The sequence below is a fragment of the Brevundimonas sp. TWP2-3-4b1 genome (assembly GCF_049897665.1).
GTDB lineage: Bacteria > Pseudomonadota > Alphaproteobacteria > Caulobacterales > Caulobacteraceae > Brevundimonas > Brevundimonas subvibrioides_B.
In genome coordinates this window covers 107,389-132,905 of sequence record NZ_JAFCWQ010000007.1, presented here as the reverse complement: position 1 = coordinate 132,905, position 25,517 = coordinate 107,389, and the positions used below count along the sequence as shown (strand labels likewise).

Below are 25,517 nucleotides of genomic sequence, written 5' to 3'. Positions count from 1 at the left end.
TCGCGATGTCCGCCAAGAAAGTCACCATGGATATTCGCAAACTGGCCCTGTCGGTCGCTGCTCTGGCGGTGGTCGGCGCGGCGTCTCCTGCTCTTGCCGAGGGCGGCGCCCATCACCCGCGTTCGGGCGGCTTCACCTTCGACGGGCCCTTCGGCACGTTCGACCAGGGGCAGCTGCAGCGCGGCTACAAGGTCTATCGCGAGGTCTGCTCGGCCTGCCACTCGATGGACCTGATGCATTTCCGCAATCTGGGTGAGAAGGGCGGTCCCTTCTATGACCCTCACGCCGAGAACCCGGCCGCCAACCGGTTCGTCCGGGCCCTGGCCGCCGAGATCGAGGTCGGGGACATCGACACCGAGACCGGCGAGGCGATGATGCGTCCCGCCACCCCGGCCGACAAATTCCCGAACCCCTATCCCAACCGCACGGCCGCGGCCGCCGCGAACGGCGGGGCGGCCCCGCCCGACCTGTCGGTCATGGCCAAGGCCCGTCACGGCGGCGCCGACTACATCTATTCGCTGCTTTCGGGCTACGCAGCCGCGCCGGCCGGACTGCGGATCACGGCGACCCAGCACTACAATCCGTACATGGCGGGCGACATGACCCCGTTCTGGGACGGCGATCCGGAACATGTCCCGGCCGGCGGCTTCATCGCCATGCCCGCGCCGCTGGCCAATGGCCAGGTCACCTATGACGACGGCACCGAAGCGACGGTCGACCAGATGTCCAAGGACGTCGCGGCCTTCATCGCCTGGTCCTCGGACCCCAGGGCGACGGAGCGGAAACAGTCGGGCATGGGCGTCCTCGCCTTCCTCGCCATCTTCGCCGGCATCACCTACGCCAGCTATCGCCGCATCTGGAAGGGCGTCGCACACTAGCGATCCTTTCAGACGACGGTCGAAGACATCAGCCCGCCGGGTCAGCCCGGCGGGCTTTTTCGTGAGTTGACGGGCAGTGAGAAAAGTGCTTTGAAATGCAAAGTTACTCGGGAAACCTCTCATGCCCATCCTTCGATCGTTCGCAGCTCCGCTCGCCGTACTCGCCCTGTTTCTCGCCGTTCCGTCGGCCGGGCTGGCGCAGCAACAGAATCCGGCAGGCAGCCAGGCCCAGCGCGACGCCATGGCGCGGCTGGCTTTCATGGACGGGGAGTGGCGCGGCACGGCGGCGATCGGCGGCCCCGGCGGGAGCATGACCCTGACCCAGACCGAACGGGTCGGAACCCATCTGGGCGGCTCGATCCGCGTGGTCGAGGGACGCGGGTACGCGGCCGACGGCACGACCCAGTTCAATGCCTTCGCCATCATCGGCTGGGATGAGCGGGCGCAGGCCTACACCTTCCACACCTATGCCCAGGGCTATCAGGGCGACTACCCCTTTGAGGCGACCGAAGACGGTTTCCGCTGGCAGACCCCGGCGGGACCCGGCGCGACGATCCAGTATGTCGCCACGATCAAGGACGGCCGCTGGCACGAAGTCGGCCACTACGTCCGCGAGGGTCAGGCCCCGCTGCCCTATATCGAGATGGACCTGCGGCGCGTGGGCGACACCGGCTGGCCGGGCGCGGGCGCAGTAGCGCCGAGCGAATGAGCGAGGCACTGTGTCGGTCATGACCGATGCGCCCAAGCTCGAGATGGCCCGCAGGCTCGACGCCTTCGTCGACGCCGCCTTCGCCTTCGCCGTCTCCCTGCTTGTCGCGGGCGGCGGCGACCCGCCGACGACGCTGGCGGAGATGCAGGGAATGCTGCTGAGCGCCCCGGCCTATGGCGCCAGCTTCGCCCTGATCGTCATGTTCTGGCTCAGCTACCGCGACCTTGGGCGTCTCTGGCCGTTGCGTGACGGCCTGTCGACGGCGCTGAGCCTGAGCGTCGTGTTCGTCGTCCTGCTCTACGTCTTCCCGCTGAGACTGATGATGCAGTCGGCCCTGCACGCCCTGTCGGGCGCCATCCTGCCCGGCGGAGATCTGATCAACGGGATCGGGGATCTGCGCTTCCTCTATGTCGCCTATGGCGCCGGGTGTCTGTCGCTGTCGCTATTGTTCGCAGCCCTCTATCGTCACCACCTGACACAGGGCGCCGCCGACACGGCACAGGCCGTCAGCGCCCGCATCTGGATCCAGAACTGGATGATCCTGTCAGGCGCCTCCCTGACCTCCATCGCCGTCGCCCTGGCGGCGCCGGACGCCATCGCGCCGTGGGCGGGCGGTTTCGTCTACATGAGCGTGCCGACGCTGATCGGGATCGCCTCGGTCTTCCACGCGCGCGCCATGTCGCGGGCCGCGCAAGTCGACAGCGAGGCCACCGCCTCCTAACGTCGCGGACCGATCAGTTGTCCAAGGGTTCGCCATGCGTTCGTTCACCGCCGTCGCCGCGCTTCTCGCCGGCCTGTCCCTGACCGCCGTCGCTTTTGCGCAGGAACCCCAGTTCGACGGAGCACGGTTGTCCGAACACATCCGCATCCTGTCGGCCGACGACTTCGAGGGACGCGGGATCGCCACCCCGGCGGAGCAGAAGGTCATCGACTACGTTTCCGGGCAGTTCGAGGCGGCAGGTCTGCAGCCCGGCGGCGACAATGGCGGCTGGACGCAGGCGGTGGCACTGAACCGCTTCTCCGCCTCGAATATCCAGGCCCGGCTGACCGTGGGCGACTGGACCCTGCCCCTGGCCCAGGGCGAACAGATCGTCATCTCCAGCCGGCGTCCGGGCGAGGACCATGTCATGCTGATGGACGCGCCATTGGTCTTCGTCGGCTATGGCGTCAAGGCTCCGGAGCGGGACTGGGACGATTTCAAGGGCCAGGACATGCGCGGCAAGATCCTGGTCGTCCTCGTCAACGACGCGGACTTCGAGGAGCCAGCGCTGAACACCTTCGGCGGCCGGGCCATGACCTACTACGGGCGCTGGACCTACAAGTACGAGGAGGCGGCGCGTCAGGGGGCGGCGGGCGTCATCATCGTCCACGAGACCGATCCGGCCTCCTATGGCTGGACCACGGTGCGCAACAGCTGGACCGGGCCGAACTTCGACATCGTGCGCGCGAATGCCGACGAGCGTGTGCCGATGGAAAGCTGGATCCAGCGCGATGTCGCCGTAGACCTGTTCCAGCACGCAGGCCTCGATTTCGAGGCTCTGAAGGTGCAGGCGCGCAGCCGTGACTTCCAGCCGGTGACGCTCGAGGGCGCCGGGATGGACGTGATGTTCGACGTGGCTTCGCAGCGGATCGAGACGCACAACATCATCGGTCGCCTGGAGGGTTCGACCCATCCGGACGAGACCTTCCTCTACACCGGCCACTGGGATCACATCGGGGTCGGCACGCCGGACGCGAACGGCGACGCCATCTTCAACGGCGCGATCGACAACGCCTCGGGCATCGCCGGGCTGATCGAACTGGCGCGGGTCTATGCGGCCGGCGAGCGGACGGAGCGGTCGATCGTCTTCATCGGCTTCACGGCCGAGGAGAGCGGTCTGCTGGGATCGGAATACTATGCCGCCAACCCGATCTATCCGCTGGCCACGACCGTCGGCGGGGTGAACATGGACTCGGCCAATGTCTATGGCCGCACGGCCGCCTTCGGCGTCGTCGGCTTTGGCCAGTCGGACTTCGACGAGCGTATGGCCGCGATCGTGGAAGGGCAGGGACGTGTCATCCAGCCCGACGGCAACCCGGCTTCGGGCACCTATTTCCGGTCCGACCACTTCCCATTGGCCAAGCGCGGCGTGCCCATGGCCTATGCCAAGTCAAGCGGTGCCTTCGTCGAGGAACCGATCGCCGAGCGGCTCGCGTCGCGCGATGCCTACACCGCCAACCGCTATCACCAGGCCGAGGACGAATGGTCGGCCGACTGGGACTATTCCGGCCAGATCCAGGACCTGCAGGTCTACTGGTCGCTGGGGCAGGGGTTGGCCAACAGCCGCGACTGGCCGCAGTGGAAGGAAGGCTCGGAGTTCGGACCCGCCCGGGCGGCGACGGTCGGCGAGCGGGAGTAGTTGTCCTTCTCCCCTTGCGGGAGAAGGTGGCCGAGCGAAGCGAGGTCGGATGAGGGGTTGCGCTGACCTTCGAAGGTCAGCCCTACCTGCCCTCACTCCAGCCGCCGGTATGACCCCTCATCCGTCAGCGTTCGGCTGCCACCTTCTCCCGCAAGGGGAGAAGGGAAGGGCCAGATGACAAAACCGTAACGCGCCCCGTCGCTCAGCCCGCCCTAATGTCCGCGCCCAAATGGCGAGGAGAGCCCTGATGTTGCGTGGATTGTTCGGTGGTGCGGCCGCGATGGCCCTGGTTCTGTCGGCGGGACTGGCTTCGGCCCAGGACTTCTCGGCCGAACGGATTTCCGAAGGTATCCGCCACATCTCCGCCGACGATTTCCAGGGCCGTTACCCGGGCACTGACGGCGAGCGCATGACCCTGGCGTGGCTGCAGGCCCAGTATGAGGCAATGGGTCTGGAGCCCGGCGGGCCGAACGGTCAGTGGCTGCAGGACGTCGTGCTGAAGCGCTTTACGCCCGTCGCGGGCGCCGCCTCGGCCAGCTGGACCGGGCCGGACGGCACTGTCCATCCCATGACCGTCGGGACCGACATCACGCTGCGCGCGGCGACCAATGACGGCAAGGCGTCGATCCAGAACGCCGGACTGGTGTTCGTCGGCTATGGCATCAATGCGCCCGAGCGGAACTGGAACGACTACGGCGACATCGACGTGCGCGGCAAGGTCGTCATCGTCATGTCCGGCGAACCCAACTCCGCCGAGGTCGCAGAGCGGTTCAACGGCGTCTATCCGACCGCCTACAACAGCGGCGCCTACAAGGCCGACGAGGCCTTTGCGCGCGGCGCCGTCGGCTTCATCAGCCTGGCCACGGTCCCGGCGACCGATGCCGGCTGGCTGCGCGGCGCCCAGTTCGCCAACCGCCAGCGTACCCTGACGCCGGGTGCGGCGGATCTGGAGTTCTCCGGCGCCGTCAACCACGATGTCGGTCTGGCCTGGGCCACGGCCGCCGGTCTGGACATGGCGACGCTGGCCAATGTCGAGAGCGGAAGCTTCACGGCGGTGGCGCTGGAAGGCGTGACCCTGTCGGTCGCCCAGGAGGAGACCATCGACAGCCTGACCACCCACAATCTGCTGGCCAGGATCCCGGGTACGACGCGTCCGAACGAGACCATCCTCTATTCGGCCCACTGGGATCACGTCGGCGTCGGCGCGGACCACGTCAGCCCCGTCTCGGCCACCGAGGACAACATCTACAACGGCGCCTGGGACAACGCCTCGGGCACGATCGGCATCCTGGAGATGGCGCGTCAGATCAAGGCGGCTCCGCAGCCGCAGCGCACCATCGTCTTCGCCCATATGGCGGCCGAGGAGATGGGGCTGCTGGGGTCCTACGGATATGCCGCCAACCCCGTCTATCCGCTGGAGACGACCGTCGCCGACATCAATATCGACATGCTGCCGCTGTCGGGTCCGACCCGCGACGTGGCCATCTTCGGCCTGGGCCAGAACACGCTGGAAGACGATCTGGCGTCATTGGCGGCGGCCGAGGGGCGGGTGATCACCGACGATCGCCAGCCGGAGCAGGGTTTCTACACCCGCTCGGACCACTTCCCGTTCGTCCGCATGGGCGTGCCCGCCCTGATGACCTGGCACGGCGTCGACTGGGACGAGGGCGGCGTCGAAGCCGGTCAGGCGGCCTGGGACGCCAAGTTCGGCGCGGACTATCACAAGGTCTCCGACGAATGGTCGGCGGACTGGGACCTGCGTTCCGCGGTCGAGAACCTGACCCTGCTTTACCGGCTGGGGCTGCAACTGGCCAACGGCGACGAATGGCCGACCTGGAAGCCGACCTCGGAGTTCGGCGCTCGCCGGGCCGCCAGCGACGCGGCGCGGCAATAGGCCGAACCCCGCCATCCCCGGACCTGATCCGGGGATGACGGCCCTGAACCTTGACCATGGCCCGGGCGTTGAAGGGCCATGACCCTGTTTCTGCGGACCCTCGCCCCGGCGATCCTTGTTCTTGGTTTGGGAGGCTGCGGAGACAACGGCCCGGTCAATCCGCCGACCGAACCCGCCGCAGCGATCACCGTCGAGGATCCGTCCGCGCCGCCCGCGCGAGGCCAGACCTCGATGCTGCCCGGTCGTGGCGCGGCCAGTTTCGTCGGCCGCTGGTCGGCGGACGTCGGCTGGTGCGCGGCTCCCCAGGGCGAGCGCCGGCCGATCCAGATCACCGCGACCCGGTTCGAGGGCTATGAGAACAGCTGCATGATCGCGGCGGTGGACGAGGTCGCCGACGGCTATGTCGCGACCATCGCCTGCATCTCCGAGGGGACGGCGCGGTCGGAGCGGGTCCGGTTCCAGGTGAGACAGGACGTCATGCGGCTGAGCTATCTCGACCGGGCGGGAGAGCCGGTGACGCTCAAGAAATGCACGACGCTGGAGGACACGGCCACGACGCAACCCGTCGTGCCTTGATCCGTCAGTTGAACAGGAAGTTCATCACGTCGCCGTCCTTGACCACATAGGACTTGCCCTCCGCGCGCAGCTTGCCTGCCTCGCGGGCCCTGGCCTCGCCGCGCAGGGCGACATAGTCCTCGAAGGCGATGGTCTCGGCGCGGATGAAGCCCTTCTCGAAGTCGGTGTGGATGACGCCGGCCGCTTGGGGCGCGGTGTCGCCGATGTGGATGGTCCAGGCGCGCGCCTCCTTGGGGCCCACCGTGAAGTAGGACTGCAGGCCCAGCAGCGAATAGGCCTCGCGGATCAGGCGGTTCAGGCCGGGTTCGGCCAGTCCGAGGCTTTCCAGGAACTCGGCCTGTTCGGCGGCGTCGAGAACGGCCAGTTCGGAATCGATCTTGGCCGAGATGACGACGGAGTTCGCATTGTCCTCGGCGGCGCGTTTGGCGACCAGGTCGGACAGCGCGTTGCCCTTGTCGGCCGAACCCTCATCGACGTTCGAGACGTACAGGGCCGGAAGCGAGGTCAGCAGCTGGAGCATATGCCAGGCCTTCTCGTCTTCCTTGTCGACCTTGACCGTGCGGGCGGGCTTGCCGGCGCGCAGCGGGGTCAGGGCCATGTTGATCAGGCGCAGGGTCTGGGCCGCGTCCTTGTCGCCGCCCTTGGCCTTCTTCTCGACGTTGACGACCCGCTTCTCGAGGCTTTCGAGGTCGGCCAGCATCAGCTCGGTCTCGATGATGTCGAGGTCACTGATCGGGTCGATGCGGTTCTCGACGTGGGTGATGTCGTCGTCGACGAAGCAGCGGGAGACGAAGGCCACGGCGTCGCAGTCACGGATATTGGCGAGGAACTGGTTGCCCAGGCCCTCGCCCTTGGACGCGCCGCGCACCAGGCCGGCGATGTCCACGAAGGTGATGCGCGAGGGGATGACCTCTTTCGACCCGGCAATCTCCGCCAGGGCGTCCAGACGCGGCTCCGGCACCGCCACGTCGCCGGTGTTCGGCTCGATGGTGCAGAACGGATAGTTGGCGGCCTGGGCCGCCGCCGTCTTGGTCAGGGCGTTGAACAGGGTGGACTTGCCGACGTTGGGCAGGCCGACGATCGCGACTTTGAGGGTCATGGGGCTTTCGGACTTTGAATGGAGGGCGAGCCTTTAACGGGTTCGGACTCGTTTGTCAGGCTCGCAGTCTCATTCCCGATCAGGCCGCCGGAGCGCCCGCATTGGCTTCGGTCGGCTGACCAACGGTGGCGGCGACCACCAGTTTGGGCGCGTTCTCGAACGTCAGGGTCAGTTCGACCGTGTCGCCGGTCGCCAGAGGCTCACGCACGCCGCTCAGCATGATGTGGTTCGCGCCCGGGCTGAAGGCCACGGGCTCCCCGGCGGCGAGGGGCACGCCGCCCTCGATGGGCCGCATCATCCCCATGCCGCCCTCCATCGAGGTCTCGTGGATCTGCGCCAGGGCGGCGGCGGGGCTGTCGACCGACACAAGCCGATCGTCGGAGGCGGCGACGAGGTTCAGATAGCAGGCGGTCACCTGACGTCCCGTCGGCGTCGGCCGGCAGACCGCGTCGGCGACCACCATCGGCGTGATCGTATTCCCCTCGGCATCGACGGTGGTGTTGTCGGAGTTGCCGCAGGCCGCGAGGGCCAGCAATGGAAGCAGGACGAGAATGCGCTTCATGGGTTTCCGGTGCTTTCACGAGACAATCGAACGCGTGCGGTTCAACATTGAAACGAGCCGACCAATTGCGACGGCGAAACAAGGCTGAGACCGATTAGGGGATACAGGATCGCGAGCGGCAGGACGATGGTCAGAGCCGCAATATTTGGGCGGGCGCCGGGCGCCGGGCGGCTCGACGGCAGCGGCCAGCCGCCCCCCGGGGCGGCGCTTCCACCAGATGACGATGGCGCCGACGCCGAACTGGCCGCAGCGGGGGGAAGGAGAACTAGTCGCCCTTCGCCGTCTGCGCCGCCTGGCGGGGGCTGAACTTGGGTGCGGGCGCCAGGCGCAGGACCTCGCCCTGATAGCGCTGGTCCTCGCCCTTGACCGCGAACGGCAAGACGTCGGCGCAGGCGTTCAGCAGGGCCTCGAGCCAGGGTTGCTCCGCCTTGTGGAAGTCGCCCAGGACGTGGGGCATGACCAGTTGCGGATCGCCGGGATGGCCGATGCCCATGCGGGCGCGGCGGAAGTTGGGGCCGAGCTGGCTGATCAGGCTGCGCACGCCGTTCTGGCCTGCCGCCCCGCCGCCGGTCTTCATGCGAAAACGGCCTGGGGCCAGGTCGATCTCGTCGTGGAAGACGATGATGTCCGCTGGGGGTATCTTGTAGAAACGCGCCGCCTCGCCGACGGCGTTGCCCGAGTTGTTCATGAAGGTCTGGGGCTTCATCAGCAGGATCTTCTGACCCTCGACCTCACCCTCGGAGATCACCGACTGGAACTTGGCGCGCGGGGCGCCGAACCGCCACCGCGAGCTTATCGCATCAACGGCCATGAAGCCGATGTTGTGGCGGTTCTTCTCGTATTTGGCGCCCGGATTGCCCAGGCCGGCGATGATGAGCATGGCGCTATCCGGAAATGAAAACGGCCCCGTCCGTCGCCGGAGGGGCCGTTTCCGAAGGAGTGGATCGGTCGATCAGCCTTCCGACTTCTCGCCGTCTTCCGCAGCGGCTTCGTCGCCCTGTTCCGTGGCGGGAACGTCGTCCGCAGCAGCCTCGGCGGCGGCGGCCTGTTCCTCGGCGATGGTCTCTTCGTCGTGGGCGGCCGAGATGGCGGCCGACGAGGTCTTGATCGAGGCGATTACGAAGTCACGGTCGGTGATGGTCGGCTTGACGTCCGAGGGGACCTTGACGTCCGACCAGCGGATGATGTCGCCCAGCTTGTGGCCGGCGAGGTCGACGACCAGGTCTTCCGGGATGTGGTTGGCGGCGACCATGATCTCGACCGAGTGGCGGACGATCTCGAGCGAGCCGCCCTGGCGGAAGGCCTTGCACTGGTCTTCGTTGATGAACTGGATCTGGACCTCGATCTTGATGGTCGCGTTCTCGTCGACGCGCATCAGGTCGAAGTGCAGCGGACGGTCCGACACGGGGTCGAACTGCACGTCCTTGGCGATGACCGACTGGGTCTCTTCGCCGTATTTCAGCGTCACCAGGTGGCCCAGCAGCTTGCCGGTGTACAGGTTCTTGCGGAAATCCTTCTCGTTGACCGAGATGGCGACGGGGGCCTTGTCGCCGCCGTACAGGATGCCCGGAACGGCGCCCGCGCGACGTGCGGCGCGCGCGCCGCCGGTGCCGGTGTTCTCGCGGACATCCACGTTCAGAATGATCTCGGCCATCTGGCTCGCCTCAACAACAAAAAACGCCTGCGCAGACCAAAGCTGCCCGCGCGGCGGGGTCATGGACCCTCGAATTCAAGAGCGCGGGTCATTACACGCAAGAGCCCGCCTGTGCAACTGGCCTTGGATGTGGAGATCAGTTGGCGGCCGGCGCGGGCGCGGAAAGCGACGCCGTGGTCGCCTCGACGGCCACCGGGGTGACGCCCGCGGTCGCGATCGCCGGGTCCACAGGGACGGGGATGGTCGCGGCCGTGGTGCAGGTCGCCAGGTCGCGCACGATGTGGCGGCCGACGCAGAACATGTCCTCGTAGCTAGGGCGCGAGGCGGCCAGGCACTGGAACAGGTTCAGCTTGGACATATCCAGGCAGAACTGGGCGTTGGTCTCGATCGACAGGGCTTCGGTGTTGGCGCGGGCGTCGTCGCCCGCCGCGCCCATGGCGGCCAGGGCCGCGATGGCCAGGGCATTGACCACGGCCGGGGTGTAGGGCGGGGCGTGAGTGGCTCCGGGCAGGTTGAGGCCGGTTCCGCTGTTGGCGGCGGTGAAGAGGCGTGCGGATTCTTCCGCCGAGGGCAGCATCTGACCGGCCGAGATGGTCTTGGCCGTCTCCAGACGCACCTCGCGATTCGGAATCGGGGTCACGGCCCAGCGGCGACGCGGGTCGTTACGCTCCTGGATCGTGTAGGCGTCCTGCTCGACGGCGTCGGCCACGGTGGTCAGGGCAGCGATGTCCTGGCCCAGGGTCGAGATGATCAGGCCGGCGGCCACGTCCGCGCCCGGCAGGCCGGCGGCATAGGCCGGATCGCGGATGAGGTTGGCGATGACGTCGGCGCGCTGCTGCGGGTCGTTGGCGTAGGTCCGGACACCAGCAACGAACTCCGGCGACTGCAGGGCCAGGATCGACGCATAGGCGATCATGCCGCGCGACAGGGTTGCGGGGTCGTAGGCCGCGCCCTTGCGCATGGCGGCCTGGATCGACTCCGCGTCGGGGAAGCCGGCCTGGATTGTGCCGACGTCGCGAATGAAGGTGACATAGATGGAGGCGGCCTGAGCCACACCCTCGTTGAGGGTCACCGGCGGCGGCGGCGGCGGCGGGGGCGGCGGCGGGGCCGGAGGAACGATCGGCTCGGGCGTGCTGCACGAGGCCAGGATGGCGGCTGCGACGGCAGCGGCGATGGCGAGGCCGCGACGCGGAAGGGCCAGGCGCATGATGATTTTCCCCACAAGGATAGAGCGGCGCTCTCCCGGCGCCGTAACGATGTCGGCTTATAAGCCTTCGCCAGGGTTTTCCGAACGTTAATCCGGGCCTCTGTCGTTCAACTCTCCGGCGCCGGACCGCGAACCTCAGCCGTTGGGACCGGCGTTCAACCGCTGGGTCGCGGTCTGCCCTGCCGGGGCCGGGACCGGGGTCGGTCGAGGCGCGGTCGATGGCGGGGGCGGGGCCTGGAGCGGAAGCGGCGAGATGCTCGGTTCGGTCGGGGGCGCGGCTTGCAGCGGTTCGGGCGTGATCGCGGGTGAGCGTCCGGATCCGCCGCTCTGGGTCGGGTTGCCGACGGTGATGATCGCGGCCGGCAAGGCGGCGCCGCGCGCACAGGTCGACAGGTCCCGGATCACATGGCGGCCGAGGCAGAACATGTCCTCATAGGTCGGACGCGAGGCGGCCAGACACTGGAACAGGTTCAGCTTGGAACTGGCGAGGCAGTCCTGGCTGGCACGGTCGTATTGCAGGGCTTCGGTGTTGGCGCGGGCGTTGTCCCCGGCGGCGCCCAGGGCGGCGAGGGCGGCCATGGCGATGGCGTTGGTCACCGACGGGGCATAGGGCGCTCGCCGCGTGCGTCCGGCAGTCACCCCCAGGCCAGAACCGCTGTTCGAGGCGGCATGGAGACGCGCAGTCTCCGAGGCGGAGGGCTGAATGGTGCGGGACAGGTCCTTGACCGCCTGCAGCCGGCCCTCGCGATCCGGCGGCGTGGCGCGCCCCCAGCCGTGACGCTGATCGCCGGTGTACTGGATGTTGTAGGCGTCGCTCTCGACCGAATCGGCCGCCGCGCTCAGGGCGATTACGTCCGCCTCCAGCACCGACATGACCAGGCTGGCCGCGGCCTCGGCTCCGGGCAGGGTCGAGGCGTACTCGGGATTGGCGACGATGCGGTCGATGATCTGGCGGCGAACGGTCGGTTCGGCCCCGGCCTGGCGGACGCCCGAGACGAACTCCGGCGACTGCAGCGCCAGGATGGAGGCATAGGCGACCAGGCCGCGCGAGATCTGGTTGGCATCGTAGGACGCGCCGCGCCGCAGCGCCGCCTGAACCGCGTCGGGGCTGGCGAAGCCGCCCTGGATCGTCGCCATGTCGCGGGTGAAGGTCAGATATACGGCCGCAGACTGGGCCACGCTGTCGTTCAGGGCGACAGGCGGCGGCAGGCGGGCGGTGATCGCGGCGGCCTCGATGGCCGCGACGCGCATTTCCTCGGCCTGCAGCTCGGCACGGCTGGGGCCGCATGCGGCCAGAAGGCTTGTGACGGCGAGGGCGGCCAGGGTCGGGCCCTGGCTACGGAAGGAAAGGCGCATGGAAGATCCCCGAAAGCATGTTCCGACTGAAACGCCCAGTCCGGCCGTTTTGAGGCATGGCCGCCGACTTTTTCGTGATCAGTCGAACAGTTTGGAGACCGATTCCTCGTTCGCGATCCGGCGGATGGCCTCGCCGATCAGGGGGGCGACCGGGACGGTGCGGATCTTGGAGCAGGACAGCACCTCGTGCGGCTGCTCGATCGAATCGGTGATCACCAGCTCCTTCAGCGGGCCGTCGGTGACGCGCTGGACCGCCGGGCCCGACAGGACGCCGTGGCTGATATAGGCGGAGACGTTCGTCGCCCCGGCCGCGATCAGGGCCTTGGCGGCGTTGACCAGGGTGCCGCCCGAATCGACGATGTCGTCGAACAGGATGCACTCGCGGCCCGCGACGTCGCCGATGATGTTCATGACCTCGCTCTCGCCCGCCTTGGGACGGCGCTTGTCGACGATGGCCAGGTCGACGTTGAGACGTTCGGCCAGTGACCGGGCGCGCACCACGCCGCCGACATCGGGCGAGACGATCATCAGATTGCCGCGCGTGTAGCGATCCCTGATGTCCTGGGCGAGCACGGGGGTGGCGACCAGATTGTCGGTCGGGATGTCGAAGAAGCCCTGGATCTGGCCGGCGTGCAGGTCCATGGTCAGGACCCGGTCGGCGCCGGCGCGGGTGATCATGTTGGCGACCAGCTTGGCCGAGATGGGCGTGCGGCCGCCGGTCTTTCGATCCTGACGCGCATAGCCGAAATACGGCATGACCGCCGTGATCCGCCGCGCCGAGGCCCGCACCAGGGCGTCGATGCAGATCAGCAGTTCCATCAGGTTGTCGTTGGCCGGATAGGAGGTCGACTGGATCACGAAGACATCCTCGCCGCGGACGTTCTCCTCGATGACCGCGAACACCTCGTTGTCGGCGAAGCGTTTCACCTGGGCCTTGGTGAGGGGCATGTCGAGGTGGTCGGCGATGGCCTGGGACAGGGTCCGGTTCGAGTTGCCAGCGAGCAGCTTCATCCGGTCATCCTTTCGCCGTCATCGAACCGCCAATGACGTCTGTTCCGTCTTGCGCGCTCTTTAGCAGCGCGTCGGCCCGTATCAAGCCGTGATTGCCCTTATCCGGCGCATGGCGCGTTGCGAACGCCGATGTTAGAGAACGCGATCTTGATACCCGACGAGCCTCTGGCGGCGTCCGGGCGGCGTGTGATGAGGTTCCAAGTTGCCGATTTCCTTCCGGTCTTCGTCCGTTCTGCGCCGGGGCGGCGTCTTGCTGCTGGCGACTGTCGCCACGCTGACCGTCGCGGCGTGCAACGGCGGTCAGAATCGCCCGCGCCTGGCCTATGAGGAGCGGCCAGTCGAACTGCTCTACAACACCGGCTACGAGCGGCTTCAGCGTCACCGCTGGGCCGACGCCGTGGATTATTTCGAGGAAGTCGAGCGTCAGCACCCCTATTCGGAATGGTCGCGCCGCGCGATCCTGATGCAGATCTACGCCTACTACCAGAACGGCAATTACGAGGAATCGATCGCCGCCTCGGACCGCTTTATCCAGCTGTTCCCGGGCAGCCCGTCGGCCGCCTACGCCTTCTACATGCGCGCCACCTGCCACTTCGAGCAGATCGTGGACGTGGGCCGCGACCAGGGTCAGGCCGAACAGGCGCTGGCCGGTCTGCGCGACGTCGCCCGCCGCTACCCCAACTCGTCCTACGCCACCGACGCGACCGTGAAGATCGACATGGTCAACGACCAGCTGGCCGGCAAGGAAATGAACATCGGCCGCTACTACCAGCGCGCCAACCAGCCGCTGGCCGCCATCGGCCGCTACAAGGCCGTCATCGACAACGAGGCCTTCCAGCGCACGTCGCATACCCCGGAAGCCCTGTATCGTCTGGTCGAGGTCTATCTGACGCTGGGCCTGAAGGATGAGGCGGAGCGCAACGGCGCCGTGCTCGGCTATAACTATCCGGGCAGCCCTTGGTACGCTGAGGCCTACGCCCTGCTGACCGAGGATGGCCGCCAACCTGAGACGGCCCCGACCGGCGAGCGCGAGAGCTGGCTGCGCCGGATCATTCCGGGCTGACCGTTCCCCGCCTGTTCTGGTCTACACTGTCGCGGATGCCGAATCGCACCCCATGCTGACCAGTCTTTCGATCCGCGACGTTGTGCTGGTCGACGTCCTCGATCTTGAGGTCGACGAGGGCCTGACTGTGCTGACCGGCGAGACCGGGGCCGGCAAATCGATCATCCTCGACGCCCTGGGCCTGGCGCTCGGCGGGCGAGGGGAGGCGGGCCTTGTTCGCTCCGGCGCCAAACAGGCCGTGGCCACCGCCGTCTTCACCGCGCCTGACGACGCTGACCTGATCGAACTGATCCGGGAGAAGGGCTTCGACGTGACCCCGGGCGAAGCGCTGATCCTGCGTCGCGTCCTGTCCGCCGACGGCCGCAGCCGGGCCTGGGTCAACGACCAGCCGGCCGGGGTGGCCGCCCTGCGCGAGATCGGCGCCCGTCTGGTCGAGGTGCACGGCCAGCATGAGACCGTGGGCCTGCTCGACTGGAAGACCCATCGCGGGCTGCTGGATGCCTATGGTGGTCTGGCGCCCCAGCTCGGCGGCGTGGCCGCCGCGTCCGACAAGCTGAAGGCGGCCGAGGCGAAGCTGGAAGGCCTCCGCGCCGCCGCCGCCGATGCGGCCTCGCGGGCGGAGGAGATCACCCTGAACCTCGCCGACCTCGACTCGCTCGATCCGCGCGAGGACGAGGAGACGGAACTGGCCGGCGAACGCGCCGTGCTGGGGGCAGCGGAAAAGGCGGTGGCCGATCTGGCCGACGCCCGGATCAATCTGGGCGGCGACAAGCTGAGCCAGAAACTGTCCGCCGCCCTGCGCGCCGTCGAACACGCGCGCCAGCGCGCGACCCAGGCGGGCGTCGAGGCCGATCACCCCGTTCTGGTGCGCCTGACCAGCGCCGCCGAAGCCATCGACCGCACCATGGTCGAGGCCGCCGAGGCCATCGCCGAGGTCGACGCCGCCGCAAACGCCTTCGATTTCGAACCTGGCCGCCTCGACAAGGCCGAGGAACGGCTGTTCGCCCTGCGCGCCGCCGCCAGGAAGCTGAACACCACCGTCCATTCCCTGCCGGCCCTGCGCATCTCGCTGCGCGAACAACTGCGCCTGATCGAGGATGGGGCCGAGACCATCACCAACGCCGCCCGCGATGCCGCTGCAGCCCGCGAGACCTATGACGTCACCGCCAGCCTGCTGAGCTCGGGCCGCGAGGCGGCCGCCGACCGGCTGTCGAAAGCGGTGATGGAAGAGCTCGGCCCGCTGAAACTGGACCGCGCCCGCTTCCGCGTCGCCCTGGAGCCTGTCGCCGAAGGCCGTCGCGGCCCGCTCGGCGTCGAGACCGCCCGGTTCGAGATCGCCACCAATGCCGGCACCCCCTTCGGCCCGCTGGATGCCATCGCCTCGGGCGGGGAGCTGGCCCGTTTCGCCCTCGCCATGAAGGCTGCGCTCGCGGGCCGCGAGGACCAGCGCCAGCCGGTCATGATCTTCGACGAGGTCGATCAGGGCGTCGGCGGCGCGGTGGCCGAGGCCGTGGGCCAGCGCCTGAAACGCCTCTCCAACGGCGCCCAGGTCCTGGTCGTCACCCACAGCCCCCAGGTCGCCGCCCGTGGCCACGCCCACTGGAAGGTGCGCAAGGCCGACGCCGCCGGCCTCACCACCACCACGGTCGACGCCCTCGATGAGACGGCCCGCCGGGAAGAGATCGCCCGCATGCTGTCGGGGGCCATCGTCACCGAAGAAGCCCGCGCCGCCGCCCGCTCGCTGATCGGCTGACGCGCCATGCCGTTGATCACCCGTTCGTCACGCCCCGACGCTGACGGCCTGAGCATTCCGTTCGGGCGCTGAGCGGCAACGGAATTACTTTCCTGGCCGATGGAACCTTCACCTTTGCGACGGGTTGGCCCCCTGATATGTGTCATCCTCCAGCGCCCTGAGCGCCAGGGGATCAAACTTTGACAATCGAGCTAGAAGCGCCAGGCCGGGCCGGTATCGAGGCCGAGCGCCTCCGCGTGCTCCGTTCCTACGACATCCTGGACACCGACCCTGAACGCGCCTTCGACGACGTCACGCGGCTGGCGGCGCGTATCTGCGAAACCCCCGTCGCCATGGTCAGTCTGGCTCTGGGCGAGCGGCTCTGGTTCAAGGCGCGAATCGGCATGGCTGACGAGACGGGGCCGGAACTGGATTCCTTCTGCCAGCACGCGATGGAGCACGACGGCGTCTATGTCGTCCGGGACGCGTCCATCGACCCCGTCTATATCGACCATCCGCTGGTCACCGGCCCGGCCAACTACCGGTTCTATGCCGGGGCGCCCCTGATCGACGACCAGGGGATGACTCTCGGCATGCTCTGCGTCGTGGATACCAAGGCCCGTCCTGATGGTCTGACCGAGACCCAGCATATGACGCTGGAGGTTCTGGCGACCCAGGTGATGGCGCTGATGGAGCGACGGCGGGCCCTGACCGCGCGCCGGCTCAGCGATGAGCAGGCGGAAGCCGCGGTCGAGGTCGCGCTTCAGGCCTCGGAAAAGCTGGCAGAGAGCGAGGCGCGGTTTCAGGCGATCGCCGACAGCATGCCGCAGATGGTCTGGTCGGCAGGGGCGGACGGCTATCACGACTATTTCAATGCGCGCTGGTTCGCCTTCACCGGTCTGACCGAGGCTCCCAGCGACACCGACGCCTGGAGCGCCCAGATCCACCCCGAGTGCCGCGATCGGACGCTCGCGGCGTGGCAGGCCTCGTTGGCGACCGGGGAGCCGTATGAGGTCGAATACCGGCTGAAGCACCATGCGGACGGCTATCGTTGGACCCTGGGTCGGGCCATGCCGATCCGCAACTCGACAGGGACCGTGACCCGCTGGTTCGGAACAGGCACCGACATCGAGGACATCAAACGGCTGGAGCAGGCCAAGGCGCTGCTGAGCCAGGAACTGAGCCACCGGATCAAGAATATCTTTGCGGTGATCTCGGCCCTGCTCTCGCTGTCGGCCCGCCACCATCCGGACGCCAAGGACTTCGCCAGGTCGGCCCGCAACCGGATCGGCGCCCTGGCCCGGGCGCACGAATTCGTCCGGCCCCACAGCGAGGAGTCTCGTCCCGGAATCGCCGGTGCGACCCTGGCCGCCTTCCTGCTGGATCTGTTCAAGGCCTACGACGGAGAGGATGGGGTTCCCCGCGTTCGCGTGAGCGGCGACGATACCATTTTCGACGATCAGGCGGCCACCCCGGTCGCCCTGCTGTTCCACGAACTGGCGACCAACGCCGCCAAATACGGCGCCCTTTCGCAGCCCGACGGCCGGGTTGACCTGACCCTGTCTCACCGCGGCGACCGCATGATCCTGGTCTGGGCGGAGCATGGCGGGCCCGAGCTTGTCGGGCCGCCCCTGATCCCCGGGTTTGGGTCGACGCTTCTGGCCATGTCGGTCGAGGGACAGCTGGCGGGCAGGCTCGATCTCGACTGGGCCGGCGAGGGCCTGAAGGTCACGGTCGATGTTCCGCGCTCGGCGCTTCAGCCGCGCCGCGCCGCCATGGCGGTCGCATGAAGGGCCGGATCCTGATCATCGAGGACGAGATCCTGATCGCGTCCCAGCTTCGCGACGTTCTGGAAGACCTGGACTATACGGTGGTCGGCATGGCCGCGAACGTCTCGGCCGCCCGGCGGCTGGTCCTGGCCGGCGGTATCGAGCTGGCGCTGGTGGACGTCCATCTGTCCGACGGACCGACCGGCGTCGATCTGGGCCGGGAGATCGGGCAGGGCGCCGGCATTACGGTGCTCTACCTCACGGCGAACCCGGAAATGGTCCGGGATGGCGTGCCCGGGACCTTCGGGGTGATGGGCAAGCCCACCGATGACGACTCCGTGCGGACCGCTGTGGCCTTCGCCATGCAATCGCGCAGGGGCGGGCCGTCGCGGACGGCGCCCCATTCCCTGACCGTGTTTCACTGACGTCGAGGCGGGGTTCGTCCCCCGCTGACCTCTAGCGCGCACAGATCGGAGAGGGGGCGGGCGTGCTTTCGTTGGCGATCCAGCAGGCGCCGTCGCGCGCGTCACGGCGATAGGTTCCGCCGACGGGCACGCGGTCCTCGGGGCCGAAGACCGCGAACAAGCCGCCCTCTCCGTCAGAGATCACCATGCGGTAGGCGATGTCGGGGCCATCCAGCTGGAAGCTTCCGTCGCCGAACAGGGGGGTGAAGGTGCAGTTCGTTTCCGGGTCGGACCCGACCTGACAGCGGATCTGGCGCGCGCGGCCGGGGTTGTCTTCGGCGCTGATCGGCACGGGGGTGTAGGCGGCAGTCTGGGCGGGCGGCTTGGCCGAGGTCGGGGCGGGCGGAGCTACGGCAGGCTTGGCCGCGGGCTCCGGCGCACTCCCCTTGGTCGGGGCGGTCCCGGACGCATCCGCGGTCGGTGCGTCAACTGAGCTCTCGGCCTGGCTGCAGCCAGTGATTGCCAATGCCGCCGTGCAGGCCGCTGCCAAGATGATCGAGCGCATCGTCTTCCCACCGTGATCGTCGACGTGTCCTGGCACCACTGTCCACCAAGCCCGGGCGTGGGTCCAGCCCGGCGATGGTTGAAGACCGGTTTCGTCAGACGGGTGCGAGCCGCCCACATCCCGGGCGCGATGGCCTCACGCTCATAGGGGCCGACAGACAGTCTGGCCGCTTGGAGCGATGCGCTCCCAGAGCAGGCCGAGCCGTCTGTAGGATCGGAGCCAGCGTCTCTCCAGCGCCGCCTGGTAGGGCGCGATTTCCACCTCGGGCAGGCAGGATCGCATCATGCGTTCCTCGACAAGAATGGCGCGTGACCGAGTGGGTTCGGGGTCCAGTCCCGGGACATCGTCCGAACCGGGGGTCCGGTACAGCAGCCAGCCGGGCGCCACGTGATGGCGCTGCGCGAATTCCGCCTGTCGCGTCGCTGTGGTCTCCGTCCTGGCCATTGACGCGGCGAAGGCGATCTCCGCTTCTTCAACACTCCGTCCATTCCTGGCCTGCAAGGTCATGAATTCCGATTTGCGCGACCGGAAGCGGGCAATGGTCCAGGGATCAATGCTGCCGTGGAGCAGCACGATGGACCGGGGCGAGAACTCGATCTGCCGGGCCAGAGGCAGAAAATAGTTGGCGCAGGACGAGTTGCATTGGCCCTCGACCCGCATCGTCAGGCCCCGGCCCTCGAGAATCTCGGCGATGTCGAGCGCCGCCTCGACGCTGCCGCCCTTCGAATCCAGCACGAGCTCACGCGTGCTTCCGGCGAAAGTCTCTCGCACGCAGCGTGACAACTCCGCGTCGATTTCACCTGTGATGGCGAAGACCTCTGCGGTGCGTTGTTCGCAGGATCCGGTTCGCGCCTCGGCGGCTGGCCGGGCGGTGAAGGCCGATGTGCTGGCGCACCCACCCAGCAAGGCGGTAGCGACGAAAGGGATGGCGCAGGCGGCACGCATGGCCAGACCTTAGGGTCGCTAGACTCCCAGAATCCAGCCCTCTTCGCCCTCGACCTGCGCGATCAGAGCCTCGTCGGTCCCCTTCTTCGGACCGAAAGCGGTCGACAGTTCGCCGCGCTCGTCCATCAGGGCGAAGGCCTCGGCCGTGGTGCGGACCTGGGCCTGGTCCTTGAACTCCCCCTCGGCGGCGGTGGTCGGCCACATCGAGGGCCAGACCTCGGCGACCAGAACCGACAGGGGTTCGACGTCGGCGGCGTCCAGCGCGCGCCAGCCCGTGCCCAGCGGCCAGACGGCGCCCGATGCGCCCAGGCTTTCCAGCAGACGGCGCACCATCGGAATGCCGACGAGGGTCTGGCCGCCGACGGCCCCCGCGCCATGCATCTGCCAGTTCGACTTGGGCTGCAGCTTGCCCTTGCGCACGGCGTTCTCGGTCGCCCGGTATTCGGGGATGTCGCCTGAGCCTTGCGGCGGCTTGGTCGTGGTCAGCCAGCGCTGCGCCTGTTTCGCCGGGGCGCCCCACAGAGGCCAGGCCTCGTCGGTCATCAGCCGGTTCATCTTGGCCGCGACCTGGTAGCGGTTGTTGGTGTTGTCGTCCTTGTCGACGACGTTCGAGGCGATGAATTTCCACATCGCCGACCAGGCCGGGGTCTCGGCCAGCTTCAGGCGCGCGGCCGTGCCGACCGGATAGCCCAGCGAGAAGTCGAAGCCGACGAACACCCGATCGCCGCGCTTGCGATGATCGGCCAGGATGGATTTCAGCAGCGCCTCGCCCTCGGCGCGCGTCGCGACATTGTGGGTCTCGGTGTAGAGGCGGAAGCGCACGTCGCGCTTGGCCACGCCGATCCAGACCGAGTTCTCGCCCAGCTTCTTGCCTTCGGCGGCAGTCCAGTCGGCTATGACATAGGCGTCGAACAGGCGGGCCACGGCGGGCTCCTTCAAAAGCAGCAGGCGATACAGAGGTGGGCGCTTCTACCCTTCCTCCCGGCGAGGCGGCAATGGCGCCGTTTGTCTCCTCCCTGTCGCGCAGCGATGGGGAGGTGGCCGCGAGCCTTTGCGAGCGGACGGAGGGGTTGTTCGTGGACGCGGAAAGAACCCCTCCCGTCGTCGGGTCGCATGCGCCCCTTCCTCCACTCCGCTGCGCTGCGAGCCACCTCCCCATGCGTAAGCGCGCACGCGGAGGAGACCGCATTCACCCCTTCAACAGCGCCTCGAGGTGCGACAGCCAGCGGCGCCCCAGCCGCATGGCCTCGTGCGGCGACCCGGCGTGGCCCGGGGCCATGGCGTTCCACAGGGCCAGTTCGAACTCCGGATAGCGGGCGTCGGCGAACAGCAGCCGCAGGGTCACCAGCTCCGCGTCCGGGGCCATGATGTCCAGTGCCTTGCGCGCTTCGCCGCGTCGGACGCGCGCCACGACATGGCCGTCGACGATGACTTCGCCGCCCTCGACCTCGTCGAAACTGTAGACCAGCCCGTGGGCCCCCCGATCCCACAGCACGGCGATCTGGCCGCCCTCGAAGTCCAGCCCGGCGGCGCGACCTTCGTGCGCCGAGATGGCCTCGGCCTCGGCCACGGCGCCCAGGGATTTCAGCATGGCCCGACGCAGCCGGCGCTCAGGCTCCATCCACCAGTTCAGCGTCAGGGCGGCTGTGGTCAGGGCGGCGGCGGCCAGCGACACCAGCAGGATGACGCGCAGCGCCTCGCCCATCAGTCGGCGAGCTCGATCACGACCGGCACGTGGTCGGACGGCTTCTCCATGTCGCGGGCGTCGCGATGGGTCTCGACCCCGATAAACCGGTCTGCGGCCTGGGGCGAGAGCAGGTGGAAGTCGATGCGGATGCCGTGGTCCCTCTGCCAGGCGCCAGCCTGATAGTCCCAGAAGGTGTAGGTCCCCGGCGGCTGGCGACCCAACTCCCCGGCTTCATAGAGGCCCAGCCCCTTCAGCGCCCGGAAGGCGGCGCGGCTCTCCGGCTGGAACAGGGCGTCATTGACCCAGGCAGACGGGGTCCTGGCGTCCTCGGGCAGGGGAATGACATTGTAGTCGCCGCAAAGGGTGAAGGCCTCTTCCTGCGCCAGCAGGTCCCGGGCATGGGCGTTTAGCCGCGCCATCCAGCGCATCTTGAAATCGAACTTCTCGGTCCCGATCGGATTGCCGTTGGGCAGGTAGATCCCGCCGACGCGGACGGGGCGGGGCGCCTCGATCACCGCCTCGATGTATCGGGCCTGATCCTCCGCATCCTCGGTCAGCAGGTCCTGGCCGGGAAGGCCGCGCCGCACGTCCGAGACCGGGTATTTCGAAAGCAGGGCGACGCCGTTGTAGGATTTCTGGCCGTGGACCTCGACATTGTAGCCCAGGCTTTCGAACGGCTCCCTGGGGAACTTGTCGTCGACGGTCTTGATCTCCTGGAAGCAGACCACGTCAGGCTGGGCCGCCTCCAGCCATGCGAGCACGGTGGGCAGGCGGGCGTTGACCGAGTTGACGTTCCAGGTGGCGATGCGCATCGCCGGGACGCTAGGCGGCGTCGCCTCACCGAGCAAGCGCCGGAACGTCGGCTCTGTTAAGCGGCCGGCGCCGCTGCGACCGTGGTCAGGCGGCAGCCGCCGGCGATCCGCTGGGCAGTCTCGCAGGGGAAGACCTGACGCACGACGTGCTCGGGGGTGAAGCGCACGATGATTCCGTTCCCGGCGCCGCACCGGGCCTCGTACAGCGTGTCGCCCGCGCTGGCCCCGATGTAGCGGGCCTGCACAACATCGCAGGCCGAGGCCTCGCTGCCCGCCAGTCGCGCCTTCAGCGTCGCGGCCTGTTCCTCAGCGGTCGAGAAGCGGCACGTCGAGTTCTGGGTCGCGATGACCGCGCATTCGGTCCTGGTCCAGCCCGCTGCGGCCTTCTCGATCCGGTAGCCGTCCAGGCCATCGCAGCCGACCTCGTAGATCAGGGTGTTGTCGCTGGTGCGGCCGATCGAGGCGCCCTGGTCGACGGTGCAGGCGATTCCGGCCTCGGCGGCATAGGCGCCGACAACGCGGGCGATCTCGGTATTGCGGGGGATCACGCACTGGGCGCCCACGTCGGCGTTGGGATTGGCGGCGCGATCCGCCTCCGCCTGCCCGGCCAGAAGGACGCAGTCGCGGGCCTCCGGCGGGAGGGAGTTGACGAAGATATAGCCCGGTCCGACGGCGCAGGCGGCCTCGTAGGTGATGCGCTGCTGGTTGGTGGTCTGGCCGATCACATTGGCCTCGACGACCTGGCAGGCCGTTCCGGCGGCATTGGCGATGCGCTGCGCGGCTGCGGCGGCGGCGGGGCCGGAGGTCGCCAGCGGCGGAGGCGCCCGGTTCGCGCCCTCGGGGGCCGGCGTGGCGCCCGGATCCTGCGGCATGCCCTGGGCGCCCGTATCCTGGGCGGCGGCGGGGAGGGCGGGCATCGCCGACAGGGCGACCGCAAGGACCGCTCCGAAGGCTGCAATGTGGGAATATTTGAACACGGTCACGGCTCCTGATCGACAGAATGAGCGTGGAGCGGACCGAGCGGGTCGGTCAAGCATTCTATGCCAGAAACCGACCCGGCGAGCAGCATGCCCGCCGGTCCGGACCTTCGGCTACTGTTCCGTCGCCGGATCGGCCGCGGCCGGAGCTTCAGGCACGACGGTCAGACGGCAGCCGCCGCCGATCCGCTGGGCGGTCTCGCAGGGGTAGACCTGCTGCACGGCGAAGGCCGGGTTGAAGCGGACAATGACGCCGTTGCCGGCGGCGCATTTGGCTTCATAGAAGACGCCGTTGGCATTGGCCCCCATGTAGCGGCCCTCGGTCACGTCGCAGGCTGCAGCCTCACTACCGGCCAGGCGCGTCTTCAAGGTGGCGACCGCTTCGGCGGGCGTGGTGTAGCGGCACGTCGCGTTCTGCGTCGAGATCACCGAGCATTCCGTCGTCGTCCAGCCGGTCGCGGCCTTCTCGATCCAGTAGCCGTCCGAGCCGTTGCAGCCGATCTCGTAGATCAGATTGCCCTCGCTCGACTTGCCGATCGATGCGCCCTGATCGACGGAGCAGGCGATACCGGCCTCGCGCGCATAGGCCGCAACGACCCGCAAGACGTCGAGGTTCTGGGGCAGAATGCACTGGGTGCCGACGTCGACGAGCGGGTCGCGGGCGCGGTCGATCTCGGCCTGTCCGGCCAGCAGGACACAGTCCACGGCCTGGGGCGGCGCCGAGCTGATCAGGATGTAGCCCGGACCGGTGGCGCAGGCCGCTTCATAGGTCGCCGCCTGTTCTGCGGTCAGACCGAGCAGGTTGGCCTGGGTCACCTGGCAGGCGACGCCGGCAGCGGTGGCGATCTGCTGGGCCGCAGCAGCAGTCTCTTCGGGGGTCGGGGCGGCCGGGGCTTCCTGCTGCTGTTGTTGACGCGGCGTGCGCGTCGGCGTCACACGCGCGGTCGGCGCCGTAATGACCGGCTCGGTCGGCGCGGAGCCGAAGCCGGTGCCTCTGTCGTTCGGGTCCTGGGCCGAGGCGGGCGATGCGATCGCCACGATCATCAGTGCAGCGCCGCCGATGGCGGCCAAGGTTTTCATGAACACGGCGATCTCCCTGAACTGTCCCGACAGCCTTGGCGGGCCATCGGGACGGGGTCAAGACGGACACGCCCGAGGGGCGGACTCCAGCGCTGGCCTCTAGGGCTGGGTCGTCGGGGGGGCGGCCGGGGCTTCAGGCACGATGGTCAGACGGCAGCCGCCGCCGATGCGCTGGGCGGTCTCGCAGGGGTAGACCTGCTGCACGGCGTACTGCGGGTCGAAACGCACGATCACGCCGTTGCCGGCGCTGCATTTGGCTTCCCAGAAGGCGCCGTTGGCGTTTGCACCCATGTAGCGGCCCTCGGTCAGGTCGCAGGACGCGGCCTCACTGCCGGCCAGACGCGTCTTGAACGTCGCGACCAGTTCCGCAGCGGTGGAGTAACGGCAGACCGCGTTCTGGGTCGTGACGATCGCGCATTCCGAGGCCTTCCAGTTCGTGCCGACCTTTTCCAGCCAGTAGCCGTCGACGCCGTTGCAGCCGACCTCATAGATCAGATTGCCTTCACTCGACTTGCCGATGGAGGCGGCCTGGTCGACGGCACAGGCAATGCCGGCCTCGCTCGCATAGGCCGAGATGACGCGGACGACGTCGAGGTTCTGGGGGATGGCGCACTGGGTGCCCACATCGGCGAGCGGGTCACGGGCGCGGTCGATCTCGGCCTGGCCGGCCAGCAGGACGCAGTCGACGGCCAGGGGCGGGGCAGAGGCCATCAGAATATAGCCGGGGCCGGTGGCGCAGACGGCCTCGTAGGATTTGGCGCCGTCCGGGGCGAGACCGAGGAAATTGGCCTGGCTGACCTGGCAGGCGACCGACGCCGATGTGGCGATCGCCTGGGCGGCAGCGATATTTTCTTCCGGTGTCGGCGGGGCCGGGGCCCGTTGTCGTTCCTGGCGCGGCGTCCGGGTCGGAGTCGTGCGGGCCGCCGGAGCTGTTGGGGTCGTCTCGGGATTGGCCGCGCCGTAGCCCGAGCCCGTATTGTTCGGCTCCTGGGCCGAGGCGGGCGAAACGATCGCCATCGCCATCATCGCGGCGCCGCTGATGGCCGCCAGGGTTTTCATGAACACGGATACTCTCCTTGAAACTTGTCCTGAAGCCTTGGCGAGCCGTCGTGATGAGGTCAAGACCGGGCGCTGGACG

The 25,517-nt window shown here is 68.2% G+C and carries 24 protein-coding genes and 1 pseudogene; 10 read left to right on the top strand and 15 right to left on the bottom strand.

Going from position 1 to position 25,517, the window contains the following annotated elements:
• The first annotated feature begins 5 nt into the window (after positions 1–5).
• From ACP7A5_RS07800 to ACP7A5_RS07775, 6 genes are all read left to right on the top strand, one after another.
• On the top strand, positions 6–878 hold the full coding sequence (locus tag ACP7A5_RS07800) for a cytochrome c1 (RefSeq protein WP_426041387.1): 873 nt from the start codon (positions 6–8) through the stop codon (positions 876–878).
• A 121-nt stretch (positions 879–999) separates the two neighbouring features.
• The gene (locus tag ACP7A5_RS07795) at positions 1,000–1,587 is read left to right on the top strand and encodes a DUF1579 domain-containing protein (RefSeq protein WP_426041386.1); all 588 of its coding nucleotides are present in this window, start codon (positions 1,000–1,002) and stop codon (positions 1,585–1,587) included.
• A 19-nt stretch (positions 1,588–1,606) separates the two neighbouring features.
• Positions 1,607–2,308 (top strand): TMEM175 family protein, encoded by a 702-nt coding sequence (locus ACP7A5_RS07790; protein WP_426041385.1) that lies wholly within the window; start codon positions 1,607–1,609, stop codon positions 2,306–2,308.
• A 34-nt stretch (positions 2,309–2,342) separates the two neighbouring features.
• Complete coding sequence (locus tag ACP7A5_RS07785; RefSeq protein WP_426041384.1) at positions 2,343–3,986, top strand: M28 family metallopeptidase; 1,644 nt, start codon at positions 2,343–2,345, stop codon at positions 3,984–3,986.
• A 247-nt stretch (positions 3,987–4,233) separates the two neighbouring features.
• Positions 4,234–5,880 (top strand): M28 family peptidase, encoded by a 1,647-nt coding sequence (locus ACP7A5_RS07780; RefSeq protein ID WP_426041383.1) that lies wholly within the window; start codon positions 4,234–4,236, stop codon positions 5,878–5,880.
• Positions 5,881–5,958: 78 nt separating this feature from the next.
• Positions 5,959–6,456, top strand: a complete 498-nt coding sequence (locus ACP7A5_RS07775) for a hypothetical protein (protein WP_426041382.1) — start codon at positions 5,959–5,961, stop codon at positions 6,454–6,456.
• A 4-nt stretch (positions 6,457–6,460) separates the two neighbouring features.
• Here the strand turns inward: ACP7A5_RS07775 and ychF are convergent, their stop codons facing one another.
• From ychF to ACP7A5_RS07740, 7 genes and pseudogenes are all read right to left on the bottom strand, one after another.
• Entirely contained in the window at positions 6,461–7,555 is a 1,095-nt protein-coding gene (gene ychF, locus ACP7A5_RS07770; RefSeq protein ID WP_426041381.1) for a redox-regulated ATPase YchF, read from the bottom strand.
• 79 nt (positions 7,556–7,634) lie between these two features.
• A complete protein-coding gene (locus ACP7A5_RS07765; protein ID WP_426041380.1) occupies positions 7,635–8,117 on the bottom strand; it encodes a copper chaperone PCu(A)C in 483 nt (160 codons plus the stop codon).
• A 265-nt stretch (positions 8,118–8,382) separates the two neighbouring features.
• Complete coding sequence (gene pth / locus ACP7A5_RS07760; protein WP_426041379.1) at positions 8,383–8,997, bottom strand: aminoacyl-tRNA hydrolase; 615 nt, start codon at positions 8,995–8,997, stop codon at positions 8,383–8,385.
• Between the two features lie 162 nt (positions 8,998–9,159).
• Positions 9,160–9,771, bottom strand: a pseudogene (locus ACP7A5_RS07755) (50S ribosomal protein L25/general stress protein Ctc); the annotation flags it as partial.
• Positions 9,772–9,907: 136 nt separating this feature from the next.
• Positions 9,908–10,978, bottom strand: coding sequence for a hypothetical protein (locus ACP7A5_RS07750; RefSeq protein WP_426041378.1), 1,071 nt, complete (start codon positions 10,976–10,978; stop codon positions 9,908–9,910).
• 135 nt (positions 10,979–11,113) lie between these two features.
• Positions 11,114–12,334: a hypothetical protein gene (locus ACP7A5_RS07745; protein WP_426041377.1), complete on the bottom strand. Its 1,221-nt coding sequence runs from the start codon at positions 12,332–12,334 to the stop codon at positions 11,114–11,116.
• A gap of 78 nt (positions 12,335–12,412) precedes the next feature.
• Complete coding sequence (locus ACP7A5_RS07740; RefSeq protein WP_425990722.1) at positions 12,413–13,345, bottom strand: ribose-phosphate pyrophosphokinase; 933 nt, start codon at positions 13,343–13,345, stop codon at positions 12,413–12,415.
• 202 nt (positions 13,346–13,547) lie between these two features.
• Between ACP7A5_RS07740 and ACP7A5_RS07735 the strand changes: the two genes are divergently transcribed.
• The 4 genes from ACP7A5_RS07735 to ACP7A5_RS07720 all read left to right on the top strand — a co-directional run bounded on the left by ACP7A5_RS07735 (position 13,548) and on the right by ACP7A5_RS07720 (position 18,334).
• The gene (locus ACP7A5_RS07735) at positions 13,548–14,408 is read left to right on the top strand and encodes an outer membrane protein assembly factor BamD (protein WP_426041376.1); all 861 of its coding nucleotides are present in this window, start codon (positions 13,548–13,550) and stop codon (positions 14,406–14,408) included.
• 52 nt (positions 14,409–14,460) lie between these two features.
• Complete coding sequence (recN, locus tag ACP7A5_RS07730; RefSeq protein WP_426041375.1) at positions 14,461–16,161, top strand: DNA repair protein RecN; 1,701 nt, start codon at positions 14,461–14,463, stop codon at positions 16,159–16,161.
• Positions 16,162–16,340: 179 nt separating this feature from the next.
• The gene (locus tag ACP7A5_RS07725; protein WP_426041374.1) at positions 16,341–17,930 is read left to right on the top strand and encodes a sensor histidine kinase; all 1,590 of its coding nucleotides are present in this window, start codon (positions 16,341–16,343) and stop codon (positions 17,928–17,930) included.
• The gene (locus ACP7A5_RS07720; RefSeq protein WP_426041373.1) at positions 17,927–18,334 is read left to right on the top strand and encodes a response regulator; all 408 of its coding nucleotides are present in this window, start codon (positions 17,927–17,929) and stop codon (positions 18,332–18,334) included. The genes ACP7A5_RS07725 and ACP7A5_RS07720 overlap by 4 nt, the downstream gene beginning before the upstream one ends.
• A gap of 31 nt (positions 18,335–18,365) precedes the next feature.
• Here ACP7A5_RS07720 and ACP7A5_RS07715 read toward each other — a convergent pair whose 3' ends face one another.
• From ACP7A5_RS07715 to ACP7A5_RS07680, 8 genes are all read right to left on the bottom strand, one after another.
• Positions 18,366–18,878, bottom strand: coding sequence for a hypothetical protein (locus ACP7A5_RS07715; RefSeq protein WP_426041372.1), 513 nt, complete (start codon positions 18,876–18,878; stop codon positions 18,366–18,368).
• 141 nt (positions 18,879–19,019) lie between these two features.
• Positions 19,020–19,823: a hypothetical protein gene (locus ACP7A5_RS07710; protein ID WP_426041371.1), complete on the bottom strand. Its 804-nt coding sequence runs from the start codon at positions 19,821–19,823 to the stop codon at positions 19,020–19,022.
• Between the two features lie 18 nt (positions 19,824–19,841).
• On the bottom strand, positions 19,842–20,747 hold the full coding sequence (locus tag ACP7A5_RS07705; RefSeq protein WP_426041370.1) for a cobalamin biosynthesis protein CbiG: 906 nt from the start codon (positions 20,745–20,747) through the stop codon (positions 19,842–19,844).
• A 265-nt stretch (positions 20,748–21,012) separates the two neighbouring features.
• On the bottom strand, positions 21,013–21,528 hold the full coding sequence (locus ACP7A5_RS07700; RefSeq protein ID WP_426041369.1) for a hypothetical protein: 516 nt from the start codon (positions 21,526–21,528) through the stop codon (positions 21,013–21,015).
• Positions 21,528–22,322: an exodeoxyribonuclease III gene (xth, locus tag ACP7A5_RS07695; RefSeq protein WP_426041368.1), complete on the bottom strand. Its 795-nt coding sequence runs from the start codon at positions 22,320–22,322 to the stop codon at positions 21,528–21,530. Before xth ends, ACP7A5_RS07700 begins: the two co-directional genes overlap by 1 nt.
• Before the next feature lie 56 nt (positions 22,323–22,378).
• On the bottom strand, positions 22,379–23,299 hold the full coding sequence (locus tag ACP7A5_RS07690) for a hypothetical protein (RefSeq protein WP_426041367.1): 921 nt from the start codon (positions 23,297–23,299) through the stop codon (positions 22,379–22,381).
• Positions 23,300–23,413: 114 nt separating this feature from the next.
• Complete coding sequence (locus ACP7A5_RS07685) at positions 23,414–24,379, bottom strand: hypothetical protein (RefSeq protein WP_426041405.1); 966 nt, start codon at positions 24,377–24,379, stop codon at positions 23,414–23,416.
• Between the two features lie 99 nt (positions 24,380–24,478).
• Complete coding sequence (locus tag ACP7A5_RS07680; RefSeq protein ID WP_426041404.1) at positions 24,479–25,438, bottom strand: hypothetical protein; 960 nt, start codon at positions 25,436–25,438, stop codon at positions 24,479–24,481.
• Between the last annotated feature and the right edge of the window lie 79 nt (positions 25,439–25,517).

Excerpts from the sequence above, each read along its gene's own strand:
- ACP7A5_RS07800 (WP_426041387.1), top strand. The coding sequence starts at position 6 with ATGTCCGCCAAGAAAGTCACCATGGATATTCGCAAACTGGCCCTGTCG.
- ACP7A5_RS07795 (WP_426041386.1), top strand. The coding sequence starts at position 1,000 with ATGCCCATCCTTCGATCGTTCGCAGCTCCGCTCGCCGTACTCGCCCTG.
- ACP7A5_RS07790 (WP_426041385.1), top strand. The coding sequence starts at position 1,607 with ATGACCGATGCGCCCAAGCTCGAGATGGCCCGCAGGCTCGACGCCTTC.
- ACP7A5_RS07785 (WP_426041384.1), top strand. The coding sequence starts at position 2,343 with ATGCGTTCGTTCACCGCCGTCGCCGCGCTTCTCGCCGGCCTGTCCCTG.
- ACP7A5_RS07780 (WP_426041383.1), top strand. The coding sequence starts at position 4,234 with ATGTTGCGTGGATTGTTCGGTGGTGCGGCCGCGATGGCCCTGGTTCTG.
- ACP7A5_RS07775 (WP_426041382.1), top strand. The coding sequence starts at position 5,959 with ATGACCCTGTTTCTGCGGACCCTCGCCCCGGCGATCCTTGTTCTTGGT.
- ychF (WP_426041381.1), bottom strand. The coding sequence starts at position 7,555 with ATGACCCTCAAAGTCGCGATCGTCGGCCTGCCCAACGTCGGCAAGTCC.
- ACP7A5_RS07765 (WP_426041380.1), bottom strand. The coding sequence starts at position 8,117 with ATGAAGCGCATTCTCGTCCTGCTTCCATTGCTGGCCCTCGCGGCCTGC.
- pth (WP_426041379.1), bottom strand. The coding sequence starts at position 8,997 with ATGCTCATCATCGCCGGCCTGGGCAATCCGGGCGCCAAATACGAGAAG.
- ACP7A5_RS07750 (WP_426041378.1), bottom strand. The coding sequence starts at position 10,978 with ATGCGCCTGGCCCTTCCGCGTCGCGGCCTCGCCATCGCCGCTGCCGTC.
- ACP7A5_RS07745 (WP_426041377.1), bottom strand. The coding sequence starts at position 12,334 with ATGCGCCTTTCCTTCCGTAGCCAGGGCCCGACCCTGGCCGCCCTCGCC.
- ACP7A5_RS07740 (WP_425990722.1), bottom strand. The coding sequence starts at position 13,345 with ATGAAGCTGCTCGCTGGCAACTCGAACCGGACCCTGTCCCAGGCCATC.
- recN (WP_426041375.1), top strand. The coding sequence starts at position 14,461 with ATGCTGACCAGTCTTTCGATCCGCGACGTTGTGCTGGTCGACGTCCTC.
- ACP7A5_RS07720 (WP_426041373.1), top strand. The coding sequence starts at position 17,927 with ATGAAGGGCCGGATCCTGATCATCGAGGACGAGATCCTGATCGCGTCC.
- ACP7A5_RS07715 (WP_426041372.1), bottom strand. The coding sequence starts at position 18,878 with ATGCGCTCGATCATCTTGGCAGCGGCCTGCACGGCGGCATTGGCAATC.
- ACP7A5_RS07710 (WP_426041371.1), bottom strand. The coding sequence starts at position 19,823 with ATGCGTGCCGCCTGCGCCATCCCTTTCGTCGCTACCGCCTTGCTGGGT.
- ACP7A5_RS07700 (WP_426041369.1), bottom strand. The coding sequence starts at position 21,528 with ATGGGCGAGGCGCTGCGCGTCATCCTGCTGGTGTCGCTGGCCGCCGCC.
- xth (WP_426041368.1), bottom strand. The coding sequence starts at position 22,322 with ATGCGCATCGCCACCTGGAACGTCAACTCGGTCAACGCCCGCCTGCCC.
- ACP7A5_RS07685 (WP_426041405.1), bottom strand. The coding sequence starts at position 24,379 with ATGAAAACCTTGGCCGCCATCGGCGGCGCTGCACTGATGATCGTGGCG.
- ACP7A5_RS07680 (WP_426041404.1), bottom strand. The coding sequence starts at position 25,438 with ATGAAAACCCTGGCGGCCATCAGCGGCGCCGCGATGATGGCGATGGCG.